The sequence below is a fragment of the Janthinobacterium aestuarii genome, assembly GCF_046113285.1.
Classification (GTDB): domain Bacteria; phylum Pseudomonadota; class Gammaproteobacteria; order Burkholderiales; family Burkholderiaceae_D; genus Janthinobacterium.
The window spans coordinates 4,912,801-4,933,120 of record NZ_CP142524.1; the positions used below are offsets into that span (position 1 = coordinate 4,912,801).

Sequence of the window (20,320 nt, forward strand, 5' to 3'; positions counted from 1 at the left end):
TGGTATCGAGAGTTGGATCGTCAGGCCGGCCCAAGGTTCCCCGCCACGCGCCATGGCATTGAAATTTCCATGGGGCATTTCTTTGTAAGCGCTTGTGACATTCTAGATAATTATCAAATCCTTCAGATACATTGGCGTACCTGAACCACCATGCCCTCCATGACCTCGCTGCCACCCCTGCCCCGCCGCGCTCCCGGCCTGCTGCTGATCGTCCTGCTGCACGCGGGGCTGGCCTATGTGATCCTGCAGTCGCGCCCCCGCCTTGCCGTTGACGAGCACTTGCCGCAGGGCCCGGCCATCGCCTGGCTGCGCTACACGCCCCCTGCGCCGCCCAAGCCGATAGCCTTGCGCAGCACAAAACCGGCCGCTGAACGTGTGCCGCGCCGAACCATACCGGCGCCCGTCAGCCGCCCCCTGCCCGCGCCCGCCGCCGAGCCCGCGCCAGCACCGGCAATGCAGGAAGCGATCACGGCGCCGCCAGCGCCCAGCGCCGCCGACATCCTGGCGCAAGCCAAGCGCGACGTGGGCAAGATCGACAAGGATTTGCGCAAGGAATTCCCCCAGCGGGGAGAACAAAAACTGGAGGACACGGGCTTCAAGCGCATGCAGCAAGGCTTTGCCGAAGCCTACGCAGCCGTGCCGCCGAAATGGTACGAGGCATCGAAAATCGAGGAAGTGGGCGCGAATGAGGCCAGGGGCAGCCGCACGTATAAAATCACCAGCGCGCTGGGCACCTTGTGCGTGACCACGCGCGCGGGCAAGCAGGGGGAAACGATGATCGGCAACTGCCCCAAATAGCCGGGCTCAGCCCACCGCTTCGCGCGCCCCCAGCGGCTGCAGATGGCGCAGGCGCAAGGCGATCAGCACGCCGCCGCCCAGGCATACGCCCAGCATGATGATGACGCCCGTCCAGCCGTCGAAGCCCCACATCATGCCCGAGGCGGAACCGATCAGGCTTGACCCCAAATAATAGAACAGCAGATAGAAGGCCGAGGCCAGCGCCTGCGGCGCGCGGGCGCGGCGGCTAACCCAGCTGCTGGCGATCGAGTGCGAGGCAAAGAAACCGAAGGTAGCCAGCGCCATGCCGATGACGATCAGCGGCAGCGAGTCGAACAGGGTCAATACTATGCCGGACAGCATCACCGACAGCATGATCCACAGCACGCCCCGGCGCCCCAGCCGGTCCACCAGGCGGCCCGCCCAGACGGAACTGAAGATGCCGATCAGGTACAGAAAGGCCAGCAAACCGACGGTGCTCTGGCGCAAGCCAAATGGTGCGGCCAGCAAGCGGTAGCCGATGTAGTTATACAGGCTGACAAAACAGCCCATCAGCACGAACGCCAGACAGAACAGCCACGGCAAGCCCTGGTCGGAAAAATGTTGCTTGATCGCGTGCGGCAGCGCATTCCAGCCTTTGGTGCTGGGCACGAAGTTCTTCGACGCGGGCAGGCTGCGCCAGAATTCCGCCGCCGCCAACACGCCGGCCACGCCCAGCACGCCCAGGGCCCAGCGCCACGACAGGAAATCGCTGAGCATGGAAGCGATCAAGCGTCCCGACATGCCGCCAAACGCGCTGCCTGCAATATACAAGCCCATCGACAGGCCCAGCGACGGCCCCTCGATTTCCTCGCCCAGGTAAGCCATGGCCACGGCCGGCATGCCGCCCAAGGCAATGCCCAGCGCCGCGCGGATGGCCAGCAGTTGCGCATAATCCTGGGCGAAGGCGGACAAGATCGTCAATATCGCGGCGGAAAACATCGACGCCACCATCAGCGGCTTGCGGCCGACCCGGTCCGAGACGGCACTGAGCAGCACCAGCGAGATGGCCAGCAAGCCGCTCGACACGGACAGCGACCAGCTGCTTTGCGCGGGCGTCAGATGAAACTGGTGCGACAGCAGCGGGAACAGGGGCTGGATGCAATACAGCAAGCTGAAGGTGGAAAAGCCGCCGAAGAACAGGGCGCGGTTGCTGCGCTTGAATTCGATCGAGCCCTTGGCGATGGCCGTGCGGGGCGCGGGTGCGGCGGGAGAAACCGGGATGGCAGACGAGGTGGCGGGGGCAAAGGCAAGCGATGAATCAGACATGGCCGTGTTTCGGAAAGGAAGCGAGTCTTCATCTTAGGATTGCCAACTCATATCGTCCAATATATATTCAAGGCCCAACTCATACTTTTAAAATATTACTTATATGGAACTGCGCCACCTCCGTTACTTTGTCGCCGTTGCCGAAGAGCTGCATTTCACGCGCGCGGCCGAGCGCCTGCACATCGGCCAGCCGCCGCTGAGCCAGCAAATCCAGGCGCTGGAAGCGGAACTCGGTGCGCAGTTGTTCGAGCGCAACAAGCGCTCCGTGCGGCTGACGCAGGCAGGCGCGCTGTTTCTCGACGATGCGCGGCGCATCCTGGCCCTGTCGGAACAGGCGGCCGTCACGGCGCGCCGGGCACAGCGGGGCGAAGCGGGCGAATTGCGCATCGGTTTTACCTTTTCCACGCCGTTCACACCCTACTTCGCGACCGTCATCAACCGCTACCGCCAGCAATTCCCGCACGTCACCTTGACCTTGCATGAAATGGCGACATTGCATCAACTGGAAGCGATCTCGGGCAGGACGATGGACCTGGGTTTCGTGCGCCCGCCGGAAACGACGTACCCGGACGACATCCGCCTGACCGAATTGCGCCAGGACCCGCTGTTCCTCGTGCTGCCCGTCGCCCACGCGCTGGCGGCCAAGGACAGCATCGCGATTGCCGACATGGCGGGCGAAGGCTTTGTCATGTATCCCAAGGATGCGGGCACCGGGATTTATCCGCAGATTTTTCGACTGTGCAAGGCCGCCGGCTTCGTGCCCCAGGTCACGCAGGAAGCGGGCGAAGCATCGACCATCATCGGCCTGGTGGCGGCCGGCTGCGGCATTTCCGTGCTGCCCGCCTCGTTCGACCGCATCCGCATGGATGGCGTGTGCTACCGCCCCATCGCCGACCCGCAGGCGACCACCAGTTTATTACTTGCACAACGAGAAGAAGAGACGTCGCCGCTGGTAGCGGCATTCGTCAAGCTGGCCGAGGAAGCGGCCATGGAAGGGGGAGCGTAGGCCGGCGTGTCGGCTTACGCTGCGGCTGTGCCGCAGCTAAGCCTACCTACGGCACGCGCGCCGGCGTAGGTCGGATTAGCGGTGGCGAAGCCGCCGCGTAATCCGACACCAGCGATCACGAATAATCCGCGTCAAGCTCGGAACCCGCGTAATTCTCCAGGTCCTCGAACAGGCTCTTCATGCTGGCCCGCGTGAGGATTTTCTGCACGACGGTGCAGCTGCGGCGGTAGGAAGCGATGCGGTCGAGCAACACCGGATGGTGCTGCACGGGCACCTTGGCCACCAGGGCGGCCCAGCCTTCCTCGAAGTCGGGCTTGTTCTTGCGCACGGAACGCACGAAACGTTCAAACTCCTTTTGCCCCGTGCGCGCCACGATGCGCCCGCCGCCTTCGATGGCGAAGATGATGGCCAGGGCGATGACGCCCTCGGCATTCAAATCGCTGTCGCTGACGGGGCCGTTGTCGTGGTGACGGCGCAGCCAGCCGGCCAGGCGCACGACGGCTTGCACTTCCTTGCGCTGTTGCAACTGCAACGCATACTTTTCATAGCCGGCCCAGTTCTGGTTCGGATCGGCCTGGCAAATATCGATGAACAGCTCGCGCAAACGGCGCTGCAGGTAGACGGGATCCTGGTCGTATTCGCCGACGAGGGCGTCTTCCGGCAGCTGCGACAGGTCCTTGATCAGGCGAAAGCCGACCTGGAACGCGTGTTCGGCGCCGTGCTCGACAAGGAAGTCGAGGGCGGCCTGGTCGCCCTCATGCGTGACGGCCTGCTCCAGGCCCAGCGACACGCCGCCCACAGTCAGGTACAGCGCCTTCTGGATGCCGTCGGCCGTGCGTTCATTCGTGAACTTCTCGGCCACCATGGCCGTGATGCCCGTCAATTCGTCGGCCAGGTTCAGCGCCGCGTCTTCGCGCGGGTCGCCCGGCAACAGCTTGATGGCGCGCACCAGGCGCGGAAGATTCTCTACAACAATTGCTGGCAGCATTAGTGATTCCCTGCTTTCATTACGAGAAGATGCCCGTGCCCAGGCTGCGGCGCGTGCTGGAACGCGGCGCGCTGCGCGTGCTCGGCACTTGCTTGCGCAGACGGTACAGCAATTCCTTGGTACTGCGCTGCAACATGGTCGGTTCTTCATCCGGGTCGTCCGAGTATTCCGCGTCGGCCAGGTCGGCGCTGTGGCGGAAGTCGGGGAACAGTTCGAACAGCGAGCGGTCCCAGCCGTCTTCATTCGCTTGCGCCAGTTCGATGGCCAGCGGCACGATGTCATTGTCGGACGAAGTCACGCCCGTCACGTACGGTCCCTTGATGACGATCTCTCCCGCCACTTCGAGGATTTCCTTCGGCGCCATCGAGAACAAAATGGCGAACGCCGTGGCGCCCCAGTCGGTGGCGGATGCTTCGAGCAGCAGCTCGCGGCGGCGCTCGGCGTCGTCGGTGGAAAACACCACGCCGTGGATGTGCGCGAACAGCGCTTCGGCGATGCGTTCCGGATCATCCTCGATCTGGTCATCGCTCCAGGTGGCGGCGATGAAGGCCAGGCTGTCGGCCCAGGCTTTCGGCGGCACCAGCAAGGTGGCCAGCGACATCTTGCCGCCGTCGAAGCCGGCCAGGTGCAGGGCCGTCACTTGCGGCGGGATGGCGCTCAGCACTTCCACCACGGCCAGGTCGCCGTACTGGTCGGCCGCGTCCGCAAACGCCTGCTCGGCGTGGCCCAGCGAACCGGATAGCACCAGTTCCGTGACCTGCTTCGTCAGCGCGGGCAGGTTGCTTTTTTGTTCATTATCGGCCATGGTCATCTCCATCCTGGTCAAACATCTGGGCGAAATCGTCGGTGGCTTCGTCTTCATCGTGCTCGTCGTCGCCGTCGTCATTGGCAGCCAGCTGGTCGAGCGACTGGTCGTCGTCGTCCCACAGGCGCGGATTCTTGTGCAGGAAGGCCGTGATGATGGCCTGGCGCGCCAGGTCGGGGAAGCTCTCTTCGATGGCGGCGTACATCTTCGCCGCTTCCGGCGCGGCGCACGCGGCCATGGAAAACACGCGGGACGGGTCGCCGAACTCGTAGTCTTCGCTTTCGGCCAGCAAGCCCTTCGGGTCGCTGAAGGTGATGTGATCGACCAGCGCGAAGGCCAGCATGTTCACGTCTTCGATGCCGCCGCCGCTCGCGTACTCGCTCACCAGCGCGTCGACCATGCTTTTGTAGTTCTTGCGGTTCGGCGGGTCGCCAAGGATGCCGTCGATCTGGCCTTCCAGCTCGCGCGACTGGTACGCGAATTCAGGGTGTACTCTTCTCATGCTGTGCTTTCCAATGTGATGCGCGGCGCTGTTACATTAAAAGCGCCGTTGTTGTTGTTTTTAAAATCATCCGGACTGTACCGCGTCTCACACAACCGTAGCGAGCGGCAGTGAGGCTCGGCGCCCCCGTTGGCCTAAGAAGCGCAACCGTACTTTAGTACGGTGAGCATCGCAGGCCGCAAATCACGACGCGCAGTAGGTTATGTGAGACGCCCTCAGTCCGCAGGAAGGACGGTGCCGTGAAGGCGGAACACGCCGCACCACAGGGCATAGGCTTCCGCTTCCGGATCGATGATGATGCGGTGGTTCACGCTCTGGTCGTATTCGGCGCGCTTGGCCGGGTCGGCCAGGATTTCATACGCCTTGGTGACGCTCTTGAAGCGCGCCTCGGCGCCGGGGGCCTGGTTGCGGTCGGGGTGGAAGCGCATGGCCAGCGAACGGTAAACCTTCTTGATTTCATCGTCGCTGGCATTGGGCGCGACACCGAGGACGTTATACAAATTTTCCATAAATGGCTCCGGGGTCACGTTTTGTTTGCTAATTAAAGGCGAATTATCCTATAGAACGGCGCCCGCGTCGCTTGCATGCTGGGATATGGGGCCAAATACGTGCTTATAAAGCGCTTGCGGTACGGTAAAATGCTTTTTACTGTCACTCTTCCGCATTGATCAATGAGCAACGATAAACCGAATACCGCCGCGCCAGCGCTGGCGCCCAATTTCTTGCGTAACATCATCGAAGCCGACCTGGCTGCCGGCGCGCACGTGCGTCCCGGCCTGCCCCAGGTGATCACGCGTTTCCCGCCGGAGCCGAACGGCTACCTGCACGTGGGCCACGCCAAGTCGATCTGCGTCAACTTCGGCCTGGCGCGCGATTACGCCGGCCAGTGCAACTTGCGCTTCGACGACACCAATCCGGCCAAGGAAGAGCAGGAATACGTCGACACCATCATGGACAGCGTGAAATGGCTGGGCTTTGACTGGGAGCCGAAGACTGCCGATGGCCAGAGCCACCTGCACTACGCGAGCGATTATTTCGACCAGCTGTACGCGATGGCCGAGTACCTGATCACGGCCGGCTTTGCCTACGTGGACAGCCAGAGCGCCGAAGACATGGCCGCCAACCGGGGCAATTTCGGCCAGGCCGGCAAGAATTCGCCGTTCCGCGACCGTCCGCGCGACGAATCGCTGGCCCTGTTCCGCGCCATGAAGGCGGGCCAGTTCAAGGATGGCGAGCACATCCTGCGCGCGAAGATGAGCGAAGATGCCATGAGTTCGCCGAACATGAACTTGCGCGACCCGGCCATCTACCGCATCCGCCACGCGCATCACCACCGCACGGGCGACGCCTGGTGCATCTATCCGATGTACGACTACACGCACCCGATCTCGGACGCGCTGGAAAACATCACGCATTCGATCTGCACGCTGGAATTCCAGGACCACCGTCCGTTCTACGACTGGCTGCTGGAAACCCTGTCGGCCGGCGGCTTCTTCCAGCAACCGGTGCCGCGCCAGTTCGAGTTCTCGCGCCTGAACCTGACGTACATCGTCACCAGCAAGCGCAAGCTGCGCCAGCTGGTGGAAGAACACATCGTCGACGGCTGGGACGACCCCCGCATGCCGACCCTGGTGGGCATGCGCCGCCGCGGCTACACGCCGGAAGCGATCCAATTGATGTGCGAACGCACGGGGGTGACGAAATCCGACGGCTGGATCGACTATAGCGTGCTCGAAGGCTGTTTACGCGAAGACCTGGACCCGAAGGCGCCGCGCACGGTGGCCGTGCTGCGTCCGCTGAAGTTGATTATTGACAACTTCCCCGAAAACGAGAGCGTCGAGTGCACGGCGCCCGTGCACCCGCACTTCCCGGAACGGGGCTTGCGCACCTTCCCCATCTCGCGCGAGCTGTGGATCGAGGAAGACGACTTCATGGAAGTGCCGAACAAGGGCTATTTCCGCCTGTATCCGCCCATCGACGACAAGCCGGGCAGCAAGGTTCGCCTGCGCTACGGCTATGTGATCGAGTGCACGGGCTTTGACAAGGATGCCGAAGGCAAGGTCATCGCCGTGCATTGCAACTATTTCCCGGACAGCAAGTCTGGCACGGAAGGCAGCGCCAACTACAAGGTCAAGGGCAATATGCACTGGGTCAGCGCGCCGACGGCGATTCCCGCCGAAGTACGCCTGTACGACCGCCTGTTTACGGACCCGCAGCCGGACGCGGGCGGCAAGGACTTCAAGCTGGCCCTGAACCCGCTGGCCAAGGAAGTGGTGCAGGCGTGGCTGGAACCGGGCGCGGAACTGGCCCAGCCGGAACAGCGCTTCCAGTTCGAGCGCCACGGCTACTTCGCGGCCGACCGGGTCGATAGCCAGCCTGGCAAGCCCGTCTTCAACCGCATCGTCACCCTGAAAGACAGCTGGCAGCCCGCAAAATAAGGCGCCGGACGACCCACAAAAAAACCGCTGCGGCGGTTTTTTTTCGTTTCAAGAACATATGTCACCCCAGAATATTGCCTGTTGACTACATTCACGATAATTTTGTATATTAGGCAGCTATTGAGCAATTTGCAATTTCAATAGCGCTTGTATAACACAGTCGCCCAGGCGGCCCCCGATTCCTCTTCCTGATGCGGATGGCGATGTCTTCTACTGCCAGCGAACACCCCTTATCTGCTGAAAAAAGACCGCTCTGGCTGCTCGGCTTCGTGATGTCGATGGTGGTGGGCTTGCTGTTCTACATGGCTGCCTCGCTGTCGATCGAAAACGACGCCAGCGAGCTGTTCGACAATCTGGCCCGCAATACGCGGAAAAACATCGAATCGCGCGTCAAGTCGTATGCCAACCTGCTGCGCGGCACGGCCAGCCTGTTCCACGCCAACGCACACGTGAGCCGGGAGCAATTCCACCGCTATGTGGCAAACATTGCCCTGCAACAGAACTACCCGGGCGTGATGAATCTCAATTACAGCCAGGAACTCGACGACGCGCAGCGCAGCGCCTTCGAAGCGGCCATGCAGCGCGACTATCCGCCCGGGCGCGACGGCTATCCGGCGTTTGCCATCCATCCACCCGCCCCGCGCGCCCGTTATTCCGTGCTGGTGTACATCGAGCCGATTGCCAGCGCCCCGGAAAAGTATGGCAATGACATCGCCGCGCGCCCCCTGATCGCGGAAATGCTGGCGCAGTCGCGCGATTCCGGGCAGGTCAGCAATTCCGGCGTGCCCGTGCCGATGGAAGGCCGGCCCCAATTGACAGGCATGGCCATGCGCCTGCCCGTGTACCGCTACGGCATGCCGGTCGATACGGTGGAGCAGCGGCGCGCCGCTTACCAGGGTTCCGTCGGCATCGGCTACGACCTGGTGACAATGATGCGCAGCGCGCTGGCCGACATGCCGGTGCGTAACGTGCGCCTGACCCTGTTCGATATCGGCCCCCAGGCGCGCGAAGCACTGAACTTGCCGCACGACATGCGTCCCATCTTCGACAGCACGACGGCGGGCATGCATGCGCCGTGGTGGCTGCCCGGCAGTTCGGGCCGCTACCTGAGCAGCACGATGCTGATTGAACACAATGGCCGCGTCTGGCAAGCGCTGTTCAGCGTGCGCAAGAGCGACCTGTATACGCGCTTCGACGCCTTCTTGCCATGGCTGGCCCTGCTGATCGGCTTTGCCAGCGCCATGCTGCTGTACATGCTGTTCCACACGCTGGCGTCGTCGCGCCGGCGCGCCATCCAGATGGCGACGGGCATGACGGAGGAATTGCGCGCCAGCCAGATCCGCCTGCAGCTGTCGCACCAGAAACTGCGCCGGCTGGCGGCCCACGCCGACCAGATCAAGGAAGAAGAGCGCAAGCGCATCGCGCGCGAAATCCACGACGACCTGGGACAAAACCTGCTGGTGCTGCGCATCGATGCGGACATGCTGGCCTCGCGCACGCAGCGCCGCCACCCGCGCCTGAACGCGCGCGCCCGCTCGACCCTGGAGCAGATCGACGCCACCATCAAGAGCGTGCGGCAGATCATCAACGACTTGCGCCCTACCGTGCTGGACCTGGGCGTGAATGCGGCCGTCGAATGGCAGGTGGCGCAATTTCGCCAGCGCACGGGCATCGCCTGCGAAGTGCATGAAAGCCATGGCGACATTTGCCTCAGCGACCAGTGCGCGACGGCCCTGTTCCGTATCCTGCAAGAGTCGCTCAGCAATATTTCCCAGCATGCGAATGCCAGCCGCGTGCAGGTCAAGCTGGAGAAGTGCCGCGATACGGTATCGATGAGCATCAGCGACAACGGCGTGGGCGCGGCCATCGACGGGCGCAACAAGCTGGGCTCGTTTGGCCTGGTGGGCATCGAGGAACGCATCAAGTTGCTGGGCGGCACTTTCTACATCGAAAGCAGCCCCGGCGCCGGCATGAGCGTACACGTCAGCGTACCGCTGGGCGCGGACGCCACCGCGTTTCCCTACCAGGAAGAAAGCCGGGCCAGCAGTTGATCGGCGCCCGCCCGCATGAAGCAAGCTCAGCTTGCATATTTCGTAATTAGATGCAATATTGATGTTGAACAACTCAGCGCCCGCCCGCCATGGGCAGGCATTCCTCGACTACTTGCCAGGAGTACACACCCGCCGCCTTCCCTTGTTTCACCGTATTTCCCACAACGCTCTTTACAAAAGGACATTCATGGATACGAACGACAGTTTCAAAGCAATTGCCGATTTGAATTTGGACGCGATCAAGGTCAAGCTGATGCACCGGGAGTCAGGCGAAGGATGGAGCCTGGAAAAGGCAAATGCGGTGGAATTTGAATACCGCCGCTTCCTGATCCTGATGAAACAGTTTCCGGAGGAAGAAACGGCGCCACTGATGGATGTCGATACTTTCTGGCACTACCACATCCTCGACACCCTGAAATATGCGGCGGACTGCGAGCAGGTGTTCGGTTACTTCCTCCATCACTTTCCGTACATCGGCTTGCGCGGCGAAGACGACGAAGCGGCGCACCATCGCGTGGGCGAGCGCATGAAGCAGTTGTATGAGCAGACGTTCGGAGAAGATTATATCCGCGCAGAAACGGCGTATTCGGGGCGCGCCGTACAGGCGGCGTATTCGGGACGTGCGGTACAGGCAGCGTATTCGGGACGCGCGGTACAAACAGCATTTTCCAGTGCCGCGGTACAGGCCACCGCTTACTCGGGCCGGGCCGTGCAGACGGCGTTTTCCAGTGCGGCCGTGCAGGCGACGGCGTATTCGGGCCGCGCGACGGGCGCTGCCAGCACCGCGTTTTCCAGCGCGCCGGCCTCTCTGACCGCAGCGGTGGTCAAATCGTCTTCGACTGGCCTGGAACTGGGGCGCTTCTATGTCGATCGTCCGGTACTGAACCGCGACCCGCAATAGAACGGCGGAAAACAGATGTGGCTGCCGCACGCGGCAAGCCTGACTTACCCAGACGGCACCTCTCAGTTTGCCGTCTGTCAGGCGCTCTTAGGCAGCCATCAACTCGCGCAGTTCACGAATGCTGAAATCGCTGATTTCATGCATGCGGATGAGGATCGTGGCGCCGATCGGCAAGGTGTTGTGACGAATCTTGCTGATAACAGGTGGCGCCACTTCCAGAGCTCGCGACAAGGCGGCATCGTTTTTCAGTTGCAGCTTGTCGATGATCGCATCGAGGACGCGATTCGGGTTGTAGGTAGGCAAAGAAGTAATTTGTTTGAGAGACATGATCAAAAATCCGTACTTGTTGTATTAGAGCAAAAAGAAGCCGAATGCCTCTTTCGCTATAATTCAGGGTAAACACACTAAAAAGCGCCATCACTTATGCGGCTTTTACGCCACAAACAATATAATACACGCTATTGTTGATTTTTGCGTAACTTAAAGCAAAATTGTGATAATTGAAGAGAATTGACGCACTTGGAATGTGCTAGAGGATAACCCAAATCGGAAAAATTTGCTGCAAGTCATCAATTTTTACAATGAGGAACGCCGCTGCGCATGAGCCAGGCAATCGCCATGAGGGCGCCCAGGCGAGCGATTTCCGTCGATAAATGCCAGCCTTGCGCGACCACGCCGGCCGGGGTGGCCAAAAGGCAGTTGCATGAAAAATCGTCGATGCGGCACCAGGCCAGTTGCCGGCGAATTTCATCGGGCGGCGGCGGCGGCTGCAGCGCACGTTCGCGCCGGCGCATATACGCGCGGACCTGCTCCTTGCTGGGGTGACTCGTAGCTCGCATGGCTCGCTCCTGCTGACGGGAAACAGCGTCGCGCTAATTGTAGATGCCGAGCCCGCCACAAGAGCCCGGACGCGTGACGACATTGCTCACCATATCGCCAGCGCGCCATGACACGTTTGCGCTGCATCAAATGGCACGGTCCCGGCGTTGCGCCGCAGCCCGTGCTGCCCCGCGACCTGACGGCCAGAGGCACAGCACGCCATTTTTATTTCTTTTGCTGACGCACGCGCTGTTGTTGTTTTTCCTGCGTTTGCTGACGGTTCTGCTTGCGCTCGAACAGGGCGACCGCATCTTTCTTGGCTTGCTCCACGGTACGCATTTCCTCATGCGCATCGTGCGGGACAAAAAATTCGGCGTCCTGCGCCGCCACGACCAGCTTGATGGCGGCATCGTCATCGAGGTCGTACAATTCCGTCAGGACGGTGGTGACCTCGTCCAGGTATGCTTCGTAAGTGAGGGTGCTCATGCTGTCTTCCTTAAGTGAGTGGCGCAACGCGGGAACGGCGCGCTGCGCGCCGGCCCAGCAAAGTGCGCAGATAACCGGCCATTTTACCCGATGCGGCCCCCGCCGGCTGCCAGCGCCTGCAAGGCATCGGCCACGCGCGCGTAGCGCAGGCGCACGCCCAGCTCGCGCTTGATGCGCGTATTGTGCAGGCGGCGCGATTCGGACATGAACGACAGCAGCATCGGCGTGACCACTTGCCGCAGCTCGGCACGGGGCAGGCGCGGCGGGCGCGGCAGCCCAAACGTATCGGCCACGGCATCGAAATACTCGGCCATTTTGAGTTCGCTGTCATCGCTGGCGTGATACACGCGTCCCGGCTTGCCATGCCACAAGGCCCGTTCGATGATGCGCGCCAGGTCATCGGCATGGATATGGTTGGTGTACACGTCGTCATCCGCGGCCAGGGCCGGCGTGCCTTCGCGCAAACGTTTCAGGGGCAGGCGGTCTTCCGCATAGATGCCCGGCACGCGCAGGATGGCCACCGTGGCGCCGCGGCGCGCGCCCCAGCCACGCAAGACCTGTTCGGCGTCGACGCGCCGCTTCGCGCGCGCATTGGCGGGCGCCACAGGCCGCGTTTCATCGACCCAGGCGCCGCCGCAATCGCCGTACACGCCGCTGGTACTCACATACACCATGCGGGCATGCTCGGGTAAAATGGCGGCCAGATTGCGCGTGCGCCGGTCCAGCAAGCCCGACGACAGGGGCGGCGCCAGGTGCACCACGTACGGCGCCAGTCCCGCCAGCCGTTTCAGGCTGGCGCGGTCGTCGAGATTGGCCACGATGGGCACGGCGCCGGCCGCGCGCAGCTGCGCGCAGCGGGCCGGCTGGCTGGTGACGGCAAAGACGCGAAAACGCGCGCGCAGCAGGGGCAGCAGCCGCATGCCGACGTCGCCGCAACCGAGGATCAGCAGGCGCGGCAGGCACACCGGCTTGCGCAAAGAGTGCATTAACATATTTTTCATCTCAAGGATTGTATGACTTTTCAAGTTACTGTTCAGCCCAGCGGCCACCAGTTCAGCTGCGAAGCGGACGAAACCGTGCTGGCGGCGGCGATACGCGCCGGCGTGGGCTTGCCGTATGGCTGTAAAAATGGCGCCTGCGGCTCGTGCAAGGGCAAAGTGCTTGCCGGCACCGTCCAGCACAAGGCGCACCAGCAGCGCGCCCTGACGCCGGAAGAGGAAGCTGCCGGCTTTTCCCTGTTCTGCTGCGCCACCACGGAAGCCGACCTCGTCATCGAAGCGCGCGAAGTGGCGGGCAGCAGCGACTACCCGATCAAGAAAATGCCGTCGCGCGTGACCACCATCGAGAAGGTCGCCCCCGACGTCGTCGTGCTGACCCTGCAGTTGCCGGCCAGCGAGCGCCTCAACTACCGCGCCGGACAGTATATCGAAATCATGTTGCGTGACAACAAACGCCGCAGCTACAGCATGGCCAGCGCGCCCGCCGAAGGCGGTCCCGTGACCCTGCACATCCGCCACCTGCCGGGCGGCCTGTTCACCGACCAGGTGTTCGGCACGATGAAGGAGCGCGACATCCTGCGCTTCGAAGGCCCGATGGGCACCTTCTTCCTGCGCGAAGACTCCGACAAGCCCGTCGTGCTGCTGGCCTCGGGCACGGGCTTTGCCCCGCTGAAAGCCATCGTCGAGCACATGATCAGCGAGCGCTCCCCGCGCCCGATCACCCTGTACTGGGGCGGCCGCCGTCCGCACGACCTGTACATGGACGCGCTGTGCCGCCAGTGGGCCGCCGACTTGCCGCAGTTCACCTATGTGCCCGTCGTCTCGGAAGCCTTGCCGGAAGACGAATGGCGCGGCCGCACGGGCTTCGTGCACCAGGCCGTCATCGCCGACTTGCCCGACATGTCCGCATATCAGGTGTATGCCTGCGGCGCGCCCGTGATGGTCGATGCGGCCCACCGCGATTTCGTGCAATTGTGCCGGCTGCCAGCCGACGAGTTCTACGCCGACGCTTTCACGACGGAAGCCGACCTGGCCAAGTAAGCATCCAGACAGCGGGGTGCTGCTGGCGCGGCATCCGCTGCCGTCACCCGCCCCACCCCGCTGTTTCCTGGAAATGTCATGTCTCTCGCTTCTGCCGGCAACGGCTTCAGTATCCTGCGTCACCGCAACTTCGCCTGTTACCTGTCCGCCCGCGTGCTGGGCACGGTCGCCGTGCAGATGCAAAGCGTGGCCATCGGCTGGCAGGTGTACCAGATCACGGGCAGCCTGTTCGACCTGGGCCTGATCGGCCTGGCGCAGTTCGCCCCCTTCCTCGTCTTGATTTTGCCGGCCGGCCACGTGGCCGACCGCTACAACCGCCGCAACATCATCGCCTGGTGCCTGACGGCGCAGCTCGCCTGCGCGCTGGCCCTGCTGGCGTTTACGTTAAGCAATATTTCCATCGTCTGGCCCGTGTTCGCCGTGCTGGTGCTGTTCGGCAGCGCGCGCGCCTTCATGATGCCGGCCACGCAAGCCGTGCTGGTCAACATGGTGCCCACGCAACACTTCAGCCGCGCCCTCGCGCTCAGTTCGTCGAGCTCGCACGTGGCCATCATCCTGGGACCGACCTTGGGCGGCCTGCTGTATTACTTCGGCCCCAAGGTCGTGTATTTGATCTCGTCGGCCTTGCTGGTGCTGTCCGTGCTGCTGATGCGCGCCACCACGCCGGCGCCGCAAGTGGTCAAGCGCGAGCCCGTCAGCTGGCATACCTTGCTCGAAGGCTTGCGCTTCGTCTGGTCGAAACCCATCGTGCTGGGCGCCATTTCGCTCGACCTGTTCGCCGTGCTGTTCGGCGGCGCCACGGCCCTGCTGCCGGCGCTCGCGCACGACGTGCTGCATATCGGCCCCAGCGGACTGGGCTTGCTGCGCACGGCGCCGGGCGCCGGCGCCGCCCTGTGCTCGATCGCGCTGGCCCTCTTTCCCATCACGCGGCGGGTGGGCGCCTGGATGTTCGGCGGTGTGGCCGTCTTCGGCCTGGGCACCCTGGTGCTGGGCAGCACCAGCTATTTCCCGCTGGCCCTGGCGGCGCTGTTCCTGATGGGCGCCGGCGACATGGTCAGCGTCTACATTCGCCACCTGCTGGTGCAGTTCGAGACGCCGGACGAGATTCGCGGCCGTGTCAGCGCCGTCAACGCCGTCTTCATCGGCGCCTCGAACGAGCTGGGCGAATTCGAATCGGGCTTGACGGCCGGCTGGTTCGGCCTGGTGCGCGCCGTGCTCTTCGGGGGCGCCGCCACCCTGGCCGTGACGGGCGTGTGGGCCGTGCTGTTCCCCGTGCTGTCGCGCATGGACCGCTTCCCCCACCACGAAAAGGAAGCGGCCGCCAGGACGCCCACCGCGACCGCAAACTAAAGGCTAAGATGCGCTATTGCCACTGACGAACTTGCACCATGAAAATCACGCTTCCCTTGCACGGCTTCATCCGCAGCCGCCCCCACCTGAGCATGGCCACGGCCATCGGCGTGGCGGTCGGCCTGCTGTTGCCCTCTTCCTGGCAACAGATGACGCGTTTGCTGACGGCGTGGAATGTCGCCGTCTGGTTCTACCTGGCAACGATGGCCTGGATGATGATGCGCGCCAACCATCACAAGGTCAAGGTGATGGCGGCGCGCCAGGATGAGCGGGCCACCACGGTGCTGTCGGCCCTGTCCGTCGCATCCGTGATGAGCCTGGTGGCCATCGTCTCGCAACTGTCTTCGATGAAAGACATGGCGCCCGACGAGCGCGCGCTGCATTACGGCTTGACGATCCTGACACTGGTCGGTTCCTGGTTCCTCGTCGGCACCCTGTTCTGCTTCCACTATGCCCACCTGTATTACCAGGCCGACCCCGCAGTACGCCCCCTGAAGTTTCCCGACGACGAGCAAAACCCCGATTACTGGGATTTTCTGTATTTCGCCTTCACCATCGCCGTGGCCGTGCAAACGTCGGACGTTTCCGTACAGACGCGGCTGATGCGGCAGATCGTGCTGGGGCAATCCGTGCTGAGCTTTTTCTTCAACCTGGTCGTGCTGGGGCTGTCGATCAATATCGCGGCCGGCCTCATCAATGGATAAAGCTGGCGCCGGCTTGAAAAGATTCCGCGAGGAAACTTGACCTGGGTGTAGGGTTAAGCTCATCTTAATCGTGCGCACCCTCTTGAAATACTGGAAAGAGGAGTAAGATAAGTTCCATGCACAGACGTCATGTGCATGAGGCAGCAACCAGGCCGCAGCACGCCTGAGATGGGTTTTTTTTGAATTGACAGGAGTAAGCATATGCAAATCAATATTCATACCGACAGCACCATCGCCAACACCGCTGGACTGAACGAACATGTGCAATCCGTACTTGAAAGCGCACTGAGCCGCTTCCGCGACAACCTGACCCGCATCGAAGTCCATATCAGCGACACGAATGGCCCGAAAGGCGGCGCCGACGATATCCGCTGCGTCATGGAAGCACGCGTTGCTGGCTATCAACCGATTGCCGTGACCGAACAGAACGCCACCGTGCATCAATCCGTTGCCGGCGCCACCGACAAACTGAAACGCGCCATCGATAGCGCCCTGGGCCGCCTGCAAGACAGCAAGCGCCACGCCACCGGCAAGAATGCCGTGATCGATACGGCCGAAGCGGAAGAAACCGCCGAGTAACTCCCCTCCTGCAGGATTTCCAGAGACTGAGGCAGCCGTTCAAGGCTGCCTTTGCACATCTGGAGCCACCTTCCTGCGCGACAACATCCATAGTAGAACAGCAAGCATTTCAACTTATTAACACGGCAATGAAATAATTGTCGTATTTCCCACAGAAAGTGACACCAAGCAAGCCTTTGCCGTTACAGCCAAGGCCGCTTTACGCTATCATGAAGCTACCGGCCCCCTGCTCGCGCGCGCCGGCTTTTTGAAAGTGTGATTGTGGAACAGATCGGCAACTTCGGCGCTTCAGGCTGCAACATCGGCGATTTACAGCTATTTCGCGATGGGGCGGATAGCCAGACGGCCGCCATGCTGGCGCCCTGCCCCGTCATGCGCCTCGAAGCGGGCGAAGCCATTGCCGACACACAGGGCACCAGCCTGTATATCGTCTTGCGCGGTTCGCTGGCCGTGGCCGCCGACATCCACACGGGCATGGATGACGGCACCGTCAGCAAGGTCTTGCCCGGCGAAAGCGTGGGCGAACAATCGGTGCTCGATGAAGCGAGCAACCTGGCCGCCATTTCCGCCCTGGAAGAAACCGACTTGCTGGTGATCGACGCGGCCGTCGTCTGGGAATTGATCGAACAATCGAACGGCCTGGCGCGCAACCTGCTGCGGCTGCTGTCTTTCCGCATCCGCGCCGCCAACGCCCTGCTGCGCCGCCGGCAGAAACTAGGCGAGTTCTACCGCCAGATGTCGATGGTCGACAGCCTGACGGGCTTGTACAACCGCGCCTGGCTCACCGATTTATTGCCGACCATGATAGTCACGGCCCATGCCAGCGGCTCGCCGATGTCGCTGGTGATGATAGACCTCGACCATTTCAAGCGTTTCAACGACACGCACGGCCACCAGGCGGGCGACCAGGCGCTGCGCATTGCCGCGCAAGTGCTGGGCGCGGCCCTGCGGCCCACGGATTTTGCCGTGCGCTATGGTGGCGAGGAAATGATGGTGATCTTGCCCGATACCAGCGAAAACGTGGCCTTGCGGGTCGCCGAACGCTTGTGCGAACGCATGCAGCAAGCCGTCATCTTCGCCGATATGCGCAGCGCGCTGCCGCACATCACGGGTTCCTTCGGCGTGGCCAGCCTGGCGACCGGACAGGACGACGAAGCGCTGATCGCGGCGGCCGACGCAGCTTTGTATCGCGCGAAGGCCGGCGGCCGCAACCGGGTCATGCTGTAGCTCAGGCAGCCTTGCTGTCGGCCGGCTTGGCAGCATCCGGCTTGGCCGCATCATCCTTCTTGCTGCTGTGCGCAGCGATGAAATCCGCATAGCCCTTCTGCACCAGCTCATACGTCTTGTCGATATTGCCGGCGATATCGCCGTTCAGCACTTTCAAGCCGCCCAGGATGTCGCGCGCTTCCTTGAAGCCTTTTTCCATGCCGCCGCTGATGGTGTCCATGAACTTGGTCAGCGCCGTATCGTCGTCCATGCCGGGATTCTGTTTCTTGAACGCGTCAAAAAAACCCGTCGACAGCGAGACGATGCGGCTCGCCGTCGCTTCGGCGCTGTTGTCCTGCGACGCCGCGTTCTGGATCGCATCGTCGCCGTACTGGCCTTTCAGCGCTTCATTGATGTTGGTGATGGCTGTCTTGTACAGCAGCGCCAGCGGTTCGTTCTCGGAACCGATGGACACGTTCAGCGACGCCTGCATGATGGACGCGTTCAATTGCAGCTTGCTGCGGTCATTCACGCTCATTTCAGCGTTGACGCCGTCCTTTTGCTGGACTTTATCGTCCTTGCCGGCAACGCCCGGACTGACGGAAGTCACGGAAGGGGTGGAATTGCCGCCTGCGGCGATGGGAATTGACACGATAGACCTCCTTGAACGGACAATGTATGCCACCATGCGGGAAACGCGATGATGACCATCCTCTCGTGTAGTATCGGCAGGTTTTCAGAAAACTGAAGCGGCGGCTTGTTTTTAGCGGCCCGGATAACCCATTCAGCAACATTAAGTTACGACCATCAATGACTAACCAGACCTTTCTTTGGCACGACTACGAAACCTTTGGCGCCCAGCCGCGCCGCGACCGCCCGGCCCAGTTCGCCGCGATCCGCACGGATGCCGAACTCAACGAGATCGGCGAACCGATCATGTTGTATTGCCAGCCTGCAAATGATTTCCTGCCCGACCCGCAATCGTGCCTGATCACGGGCATCACGCCGCAGCAATGTCTGCAGCTGGGCGTGCCCGAACACCAGTTCGCCGCCACCATCGAAGCGGCCTTTTCGGAACCGGGCACCATCGGCGTCGGCTACAACACCATCCGTTTCGACGATGAAGTCACGCGCTTCCTGTTCTGGCGCAACCTGATCGACCCGTATGCGCGCGAATGGAAGAACCATTGCGGCCGCTGGGACATCCTCGACGTGGTGCGCATGACGCACGCGCTGCGCCCGGAAGGTATTCAATGGCCGAAGCGCGACGATGGCCAGACCAGTTTCAAACTGGAACACTTGAGCAAGGCCAATGGCCTGGCCCACGAAGCGGCACATGATGCGCTGTCCGACGTGCGCGCCACCATCGCCCTGGCACGATTGATCCGCGAAAAGCAGCCGAAACTGTTCGAATTCTGCCTGGCCCTGCACAAGAAGGACCGGGTCGCCAGCGAAATGGGCATGCACCTGGCCGCCGGCGAGCGCCAGCCCTTCCTGCACGTGTCGGGCATGTTCCCCGCCGAACGCGGTTGCCTGGGCGTCGTCTGGCCGCTGGCCACGCATCCGAGCAACAAGAACGAGATCCTCGTCTGGGATTGCGCCTACGACCCGCGCGAACTGTTCGAGCTGGACGCCGACACCATCCGCACGCGTTTGTTCACGCGCAAGGAAGCCATGCCCGAAGGGATGACGCGCCTGCCCGTGAAAAGCGTCCATTTGAACAAGTCGCCCATGCTGGTGGGCAATTTAAAGACCTTGTCGCCGGCCATGGCCGCGCAATGGGGCATCGACGTGGATGCGGCGAAGATCAACGCCCAGCTGGCCGCCGCGGCGCCGAACATGGATGCCATCTGGGCCGAAGTGTTCCAGCGCCCGGGCGCCAATACGGCCCTGGACGTGGATGAGGATTTGTACAACGGTTTCGTCAGCAACGACGACCGCCGCCTGCTCGAATCCTTGCGCCGCGAAACGCCGGCCAAGCTGGCCACGGCCCGCCCCTCGTTTGCCGACGAGCGCCTGCAGGAATTGCTGTTCCGCTACCGTGCCCGCAATTTCCCGCAAACCCTGAGCGAGGCGGAAAGCCTGCGCTGGGAACAGCACCGCGCCGCCCGATTATTCGACGGCGACGGCGGCGCCCGCACCATCGAGATGCTGTTTACGGAAATCGACGTGCTGTCGGAGTCCGTCGATGAGCGGGGGGAAGAGATTCTGGGCGAGCTGTACGATTACGCGGAGATGGTGGCGCCCATGCGCGATTAGTGGCACCTAACCAAACCTACTGCGCGTCGGTATAGGCGGCCTGCGATGCTCACCGTACTTCAGTACGGTTGCGCTTCTCGGCCACCTCTCCCTTCCGCTCGC

The 20,320-nt window shown here is 62.3% G+C and carries 21 protein-coding genes; 11 read left to right on the plus strand and 10 right to left on the minus strand.

The window, feature by feature from the left end; translation table 11 throughout:
• The first annotated feature begins 150 nt into the window (after positions 1 to 150).
• Entirely contained in the window at positions 151 to 798 is a 648-nt protein-coding gene (locus OX462_RS22160) for a hypothetical protein (RefSeq protein ID WP_409027064.1), read from the plus strand.
• Positions 799 to 804: 6 nt separating this feature from the next.
• Here OX462_RS22160 and OX462_RS22165 read toward each other — a convergent pair whose 3' ends face one another.
• On the minus strand, positions 805 to 2,085 hold the full coding sequence (locus OX462_RS22165; RefSeq protein ID WP_254679441.1) for an MFS transporter: 1,281 nt from the start codon (positions 2,083 to 2,085) through the stop codon (positions 805 to 807).
• Positions 2,086 to 2,188: 103 nt separating this feature from the next.
• Between OX462_RS22165 and OX462_RS22170 the strand changes: the two genes are divergently transcribed.
• Complete coding sequence (locus OX462_RS22170) at positions 2,189 to 3,091, plus strand: LysR family transcriptional regulator (protein ID WP_099410540.1); 903 nt, start codon at positions 2,189 to 2,191, stop codon at positions 3,089 to 3,091.
• Positions 3,092 to 3,206: 115 nt separating this feature from the next.
• On the opposite strand, the gene OX462_RS22175 is transcribed toward OX462_RS22170, so the two are convergent.
• From OX462_RS22175 to OX462_RS22190, 4 genes are all read right to left on the minus strand, one after another.
• A complete protein-coding gene (locus tag OX462_RS22175) occupies positions 3,207 to 4,079 on the minus strand; it encodes a hypothetical protein (RefSeq protein WP_070288596.1) in 873 nt (290 codons plus the stop codon).
• Between the two features lie 19 nt (positions 4,080 to 4,098).
• Positions 4,099 to 4,884 (minus strand): hypothetical protein, encoded by a 786-nt coding sequence (locus OX462_RS22180; protein ID WP_099410539.1) that lies wholly within the window; start codon positions 4,882 to 4,884, stop codon positions 4,099 to 4,101.
• Entirely contained in the window at positions 4,874 to 5,386 is a 513-nt protein-coding gene (locus tag OX462_RS22185; RefSeq protein WP_230538626.1) for a hypothetical protein, read from the minus strand. Before OX462_RS22185 ends, OX462_RS22180 begins: the two co-directional genes overlap by 11 nt.
• A 215-nt stretch (positions 5,387 to 5,601) precedes the next feature.
• Positions 5,602 to 5,895 (minus strand): DnaJ domain-containing protein, encoded by a 294-nt coding sequence (locus tag OX462_RS22190; protein ID WP_010395442.1) that lies wholly within the window; start codon positions 5,893 to 5,895, stop codon positions 5,602 to 5,604.
• Positions 5,896 to 6,057: 162 nt separating this feature from the next.
• Between OX462_RS22190 and OX462_RS22195 the strand changes: the two genes are divergently transcribed.
• The 3 genes from OX462_RS22195 to OX462_RS22205 all read left to right on the plus strand — a co-directional run bounded on the left by OX462_RS22195 (position 6,058) and on the right by OX462_RS22205 (position 10,776).
• Positions 6,058 to 7,824, plus strand: a complete 1,767-nt coding sequence (locus tag OX462_RS22195; RefSeq protein WP_070221375.1) for a glutamine--tRNA ligase/YqeY domain fusion protein — start codon at positions 6,058 to 6,060, stop codon at positions 7,822 to 7,824.
• Between the two features lie 203 nt (positions 7,825 to 8,027).
• Positions 8,028 to 9,875 carry a CHASE domain-containing protein gene (locus OX462_RS22200; protein ID WP_409027065.1) on the plus strand — a complete coding sequence of 616 codons (1,848 nt, stop codon included), beginning with the start codon at positions 8,028 to 8,030 and terminating at the stop codon, positions 9,873 to 9,875.
• 61 nt (positions 9,876 to 9,936) lie between these two features.
• Entirely contained in the window at positions 9,937 to 10,776 is an 840-nt protein-coding gene (locus OX462_RS22205) for a glycine-rich domain-containing protein (protein WP_343216245.1), read from the plus strand.
• An 87-nt stretch (positions 10,777 to 10,863) separates the two neighbouring features.
• Here OX462_RS22205 and OX462_RS22210 read toward each other — a convergent pair whose 3' ends face one another.
• The 4 genes from OX462_RS22210 to OX462_RS22225 all read right to left on the minus strand — a co-directional run bounded on the left by OX462_RS22210 (position 10,864) and on the right by OX462_RS22225 (position 13,082).
• Positions 10,864 to 11,103, minus strand: coding sequence for a hypothetical protein (locus tag OX462_RS22210; RefSeq protein ID WP_029496207.1), 240 nt, complete (start codon positions 11,101 to 11,103; stop codon positions 10,864 to 10,866).
• A gap of 242 nt (positions 11,104 to 11,345) precedes the next feature.
• On the minus strand, positions 11,346 to 11,615 hold the full coding sequence (locus OX462_RS22215; protein WP_070221372.1) for a hypothetical protein: 270 nt from the start codon (positions 11,613 to 11,615) through the stop codon (positions 11,346 to 11,348).
• Positions 11,616 to 11,820: 205 nt separating this feature from the next.
• The gene (locus OX462_RS22220; RefSeq protein WP_070221371.1) at positions 11,821 to 12,081 is read right to left on the minus strand and encodes a hypothetical protein; all 261 of its coding nucleotides are present in this window, start codon (positions 12,079 to 12,081) and stop codon (positions 11,821 to 11,823) included.
• Positions 12,082 to 12,164: 83 nt separating this feature from the next.
• Positions 12,165 to 13,082: an SDR family oxidoreductase gene (locus OX462_RS22225; RefSeq protein ID WP_409027066.1), complete on the minus strand. Its 918-nt coding sequence runs from the start codon at positions 13,080 to 13,082 to the stop codon at positions 12,165 to 12,167.
• Positions 13,083 to 13,094: 12 nt separating this feature from the next.
• Between OX462_RS22225 and OX462_RS22230 the strand changes: the two genes are divergently transcribed.
• From OX462_RS22230 to OX462_RS22250, 5 genes are all read left to right on the plus strand, one after another.
• On the plus strand, positions 13,095 to 14,120 hold the full coding sequence (locus OX462_RS22230) for a CDP-6-deoxy-delta-3,4-glucoseen reductase (RefSeq protein ID WP_409027067.1): 1,026 nt from the start codon (positions 13,095 to 13,097) through the stop codon (positions 14,118 to 14,120).
• Positions 14,121 to 14,198: 78 nt separating this feature from the next.
• Positions 14,199 to 15,470 (plus strand): MFS transporter, encoded by a 1,272-nt coding sequence (locus OX462_RS22235; RefSeq protein ID WP_070221368.1) that lies wholly within the window; start codon positions 14,199 to 14,201, stop codon positions 15,468 to 15,470.
• A gap of 38 nt (positions 15,471 to 15,508) precedes the next feature.
• Positions 15,509 to 16,174 (plus strand): DUF1345 domain-containing protein, encoded by a 666-nt coding sequence (locus tag OX462_RS22240; protein ID WP_070221367.1) that lies wholly within the window; start codon positions 15,509 to 15,511, stop codon positions 16,172 to 16,174.
• Positions 16,175 to 16,375: 201 nt separating this feature from the next.
• A complete protein-coding gene (locus OX462_RS22245) occupies positions 16,376 to 16,753 on the plus strand; it encodes an HPF/RaiA family ribosome-associated protein (protein WP_070221366.1) in 378 nt (125 codons plus the stop codon).
• 261 nt (positions 16,754 to 17,014) lie between these two features.
• Positions 17,015 to 17,980, plus strand: coding sequence for a GGDEF domain-containing protein (locus tag OX462_RS22250; RefSeq protein WP_070313668.1), 966 nt, complete (start codon positions 17,015 to 17,017; stop codon positions 17,978 to 17,980).
• Between the two features lies 1 nt (position 17,981).
• Here the strand turns inward: OX462_RS22250 and OX462_RS22255 are convergent, their stop codons facing one another.
• Positions 17,982 to 18,611 carry a DUF5610 domain-containing protein gene (locus OX462_RS22255; RefSeq protein WP_227742112.1) on the minus strand — a complete coding sequence of 210 codons (630 nt, stop codon included), beginning with the start codon at positions 18,609 to 18,611 and terminating at the stop codon, positions 17,982 to 17,984.
• A 158-nt stretch (positions 18,612 to 18,769) separates the two neighbouring features.
• Between OX462_RS22255 and sbcB the strand changes: the two genes are divergently transcribed.
• On the plus strand, positions 18,770 to 20,218 hold the full coding sequence (gene sbcB, locus OX462_RS22260; RefSeq protein ID WP_070313667.1) for an exodeoxyribonuclease I: 1,449 nt from the start codon (positions 18,770 to 18,772) through the stop codon (positions 20,216 to 20,218).
• The last annotated feature ends 102 nt before the right edge of the window (positions 20,219 to 20,320 follow it).

Excerpts from the sequence above, each read along its gene's own strand:
- OX462_RS22205 (WP_343216245.1), top strand. The coding sequence starts at position 9,937 with ATGTTGAACAACTCAGCGCCCGCCCGCCATGGGCAGGCATTCCTCGAC.
- OX462_RS22185 (WP_230538626.1), bottom strand. The coding sequence starts at position 5,386 with ATGAGAAGAGTACACCCTGAATTCGCGTACCAGTCGCGCGAGCTGGAA.
- OX462_RS22235 (WP_070221368.1), top strand. The coding sequence starts at position 14,199 with ATGTCTCTCGCTTCTGCCGGCAACGGCTTCAGTATCCTGCGTCACCGC.
- OX462_RS22175 (WP_070288596.1), bottom strand. The coding sequence starts at position 4,079 with ATGCTGCCAGCAATTGTTGTAGAGAATCTTCCGCGCCTGGTGCGCGCC.
- OX462_RS22225 (WP_409027066.1), bottom strand. The coding sequence starts at position 13,082 with ATGAAAAATATGTTAATGCACTCTTTGCGCAAGCCGGTGTGCCTGCCG.
- OX462_RS22215 (WP_070221372.1), bottom strand. The coding sequence starts at position 11,615 with ATGCGAGCTACGAGTCACCCCAGCAAGGAGCAGGTCCGCGCGTATATG.
- OX462_RS22190 (WP_010395442.1), bottom strand. The coding sequence starts at position 5,895 with ATGGAAAATTTGTATAACGTCCTCGGTGTCGCGCCCAATGCCAGCGAC.
- OX462_RS22195 (WP_070221375.1), top strand. The coding sequence starts at position 6,058 with ATGAGCAACGATAAACCGAATACCGCCGCGCCAGCGCTGGCGCCCAAT.
- OX462_RS22160 (WP_409027064.1), top strand. The coding sequence starts at position 151 with ATGCCCTCCATGACCTCGCTGCCACCCCTGCCCCGCCGCGCTCCCGGC.
- OX462_RS22165 (WP_254679441.1), bottom strand. The coding sequence starts at position 2,085 with ATGTCTGATTCATCGCTTGCCTTTGCCCCCGCCACCTCGTCTGCCATC.
- OX462_RS22180 (WP_099410539.1), bottom strand. The coding sequence starts at position 4,884 with ATGGCCGATAATGAACAAAAAAGCAACCTGCCCGCGCTGACGAAGCAG.
- OX462_RS22170 (WP_099410540.1), top strand. The coding sequence starts at position 2,189 with ATGGAACTGCGCCACCTCCGTTACTTTGTCGCCGTTGCCGAAGAGCTG.
- OX462_RS22245 (WP_070221366.1), top strand. The coding sequence starts at position 16,376 with ATGCAAATCAATATTCATACCGACAGCACCATCGCCAACACCGCTGGA.
- OX462_RS22240 (WP_070221367.1), top strand. The coding sequence starts at position 15,509 with ATGAAAATCACGCTTCCCTTGCACGGCTTCATCCGCAGCCGCCCCCAC.
- OX462_RS22230 (WP_409027067.1), top strand. The coding sequence starts at position 13,095 with ATGACTTTTCAAGTTACTGTTCAGCCCAGCGGCCACCAGTTCAGCTGC.
- OX462_RS22220 (WP_070221371.1), bottom strand. The coding sequence starts at position 12,081 with ATGAGCACCCTCACTTACGAAGCATACCTGGACGAGGTCACCACCGTC.
- OX462_RS22210 (WP_029496207.1), bottom strand. The coding sequence starts at position 11,103 with ATGTCTCTCAAACAAATTACTTCTTTGCCTACCTACAACCCGAATCGC.
- sbcB (WP_070313667.1), top strand. The coding sequence starts at position 18,770 with ATGACTAACCAGACCTTTCTTTGGCACGACTACGAAACCTTTGGCGCC.
- OX462_RS22200 (WP_409027065.1), top strand. The coding sequence starts at position 8,028 with ATGTCTTCTACTGCCAGCGAACACCCCTTATCTGCTGAAAAAAGACCG.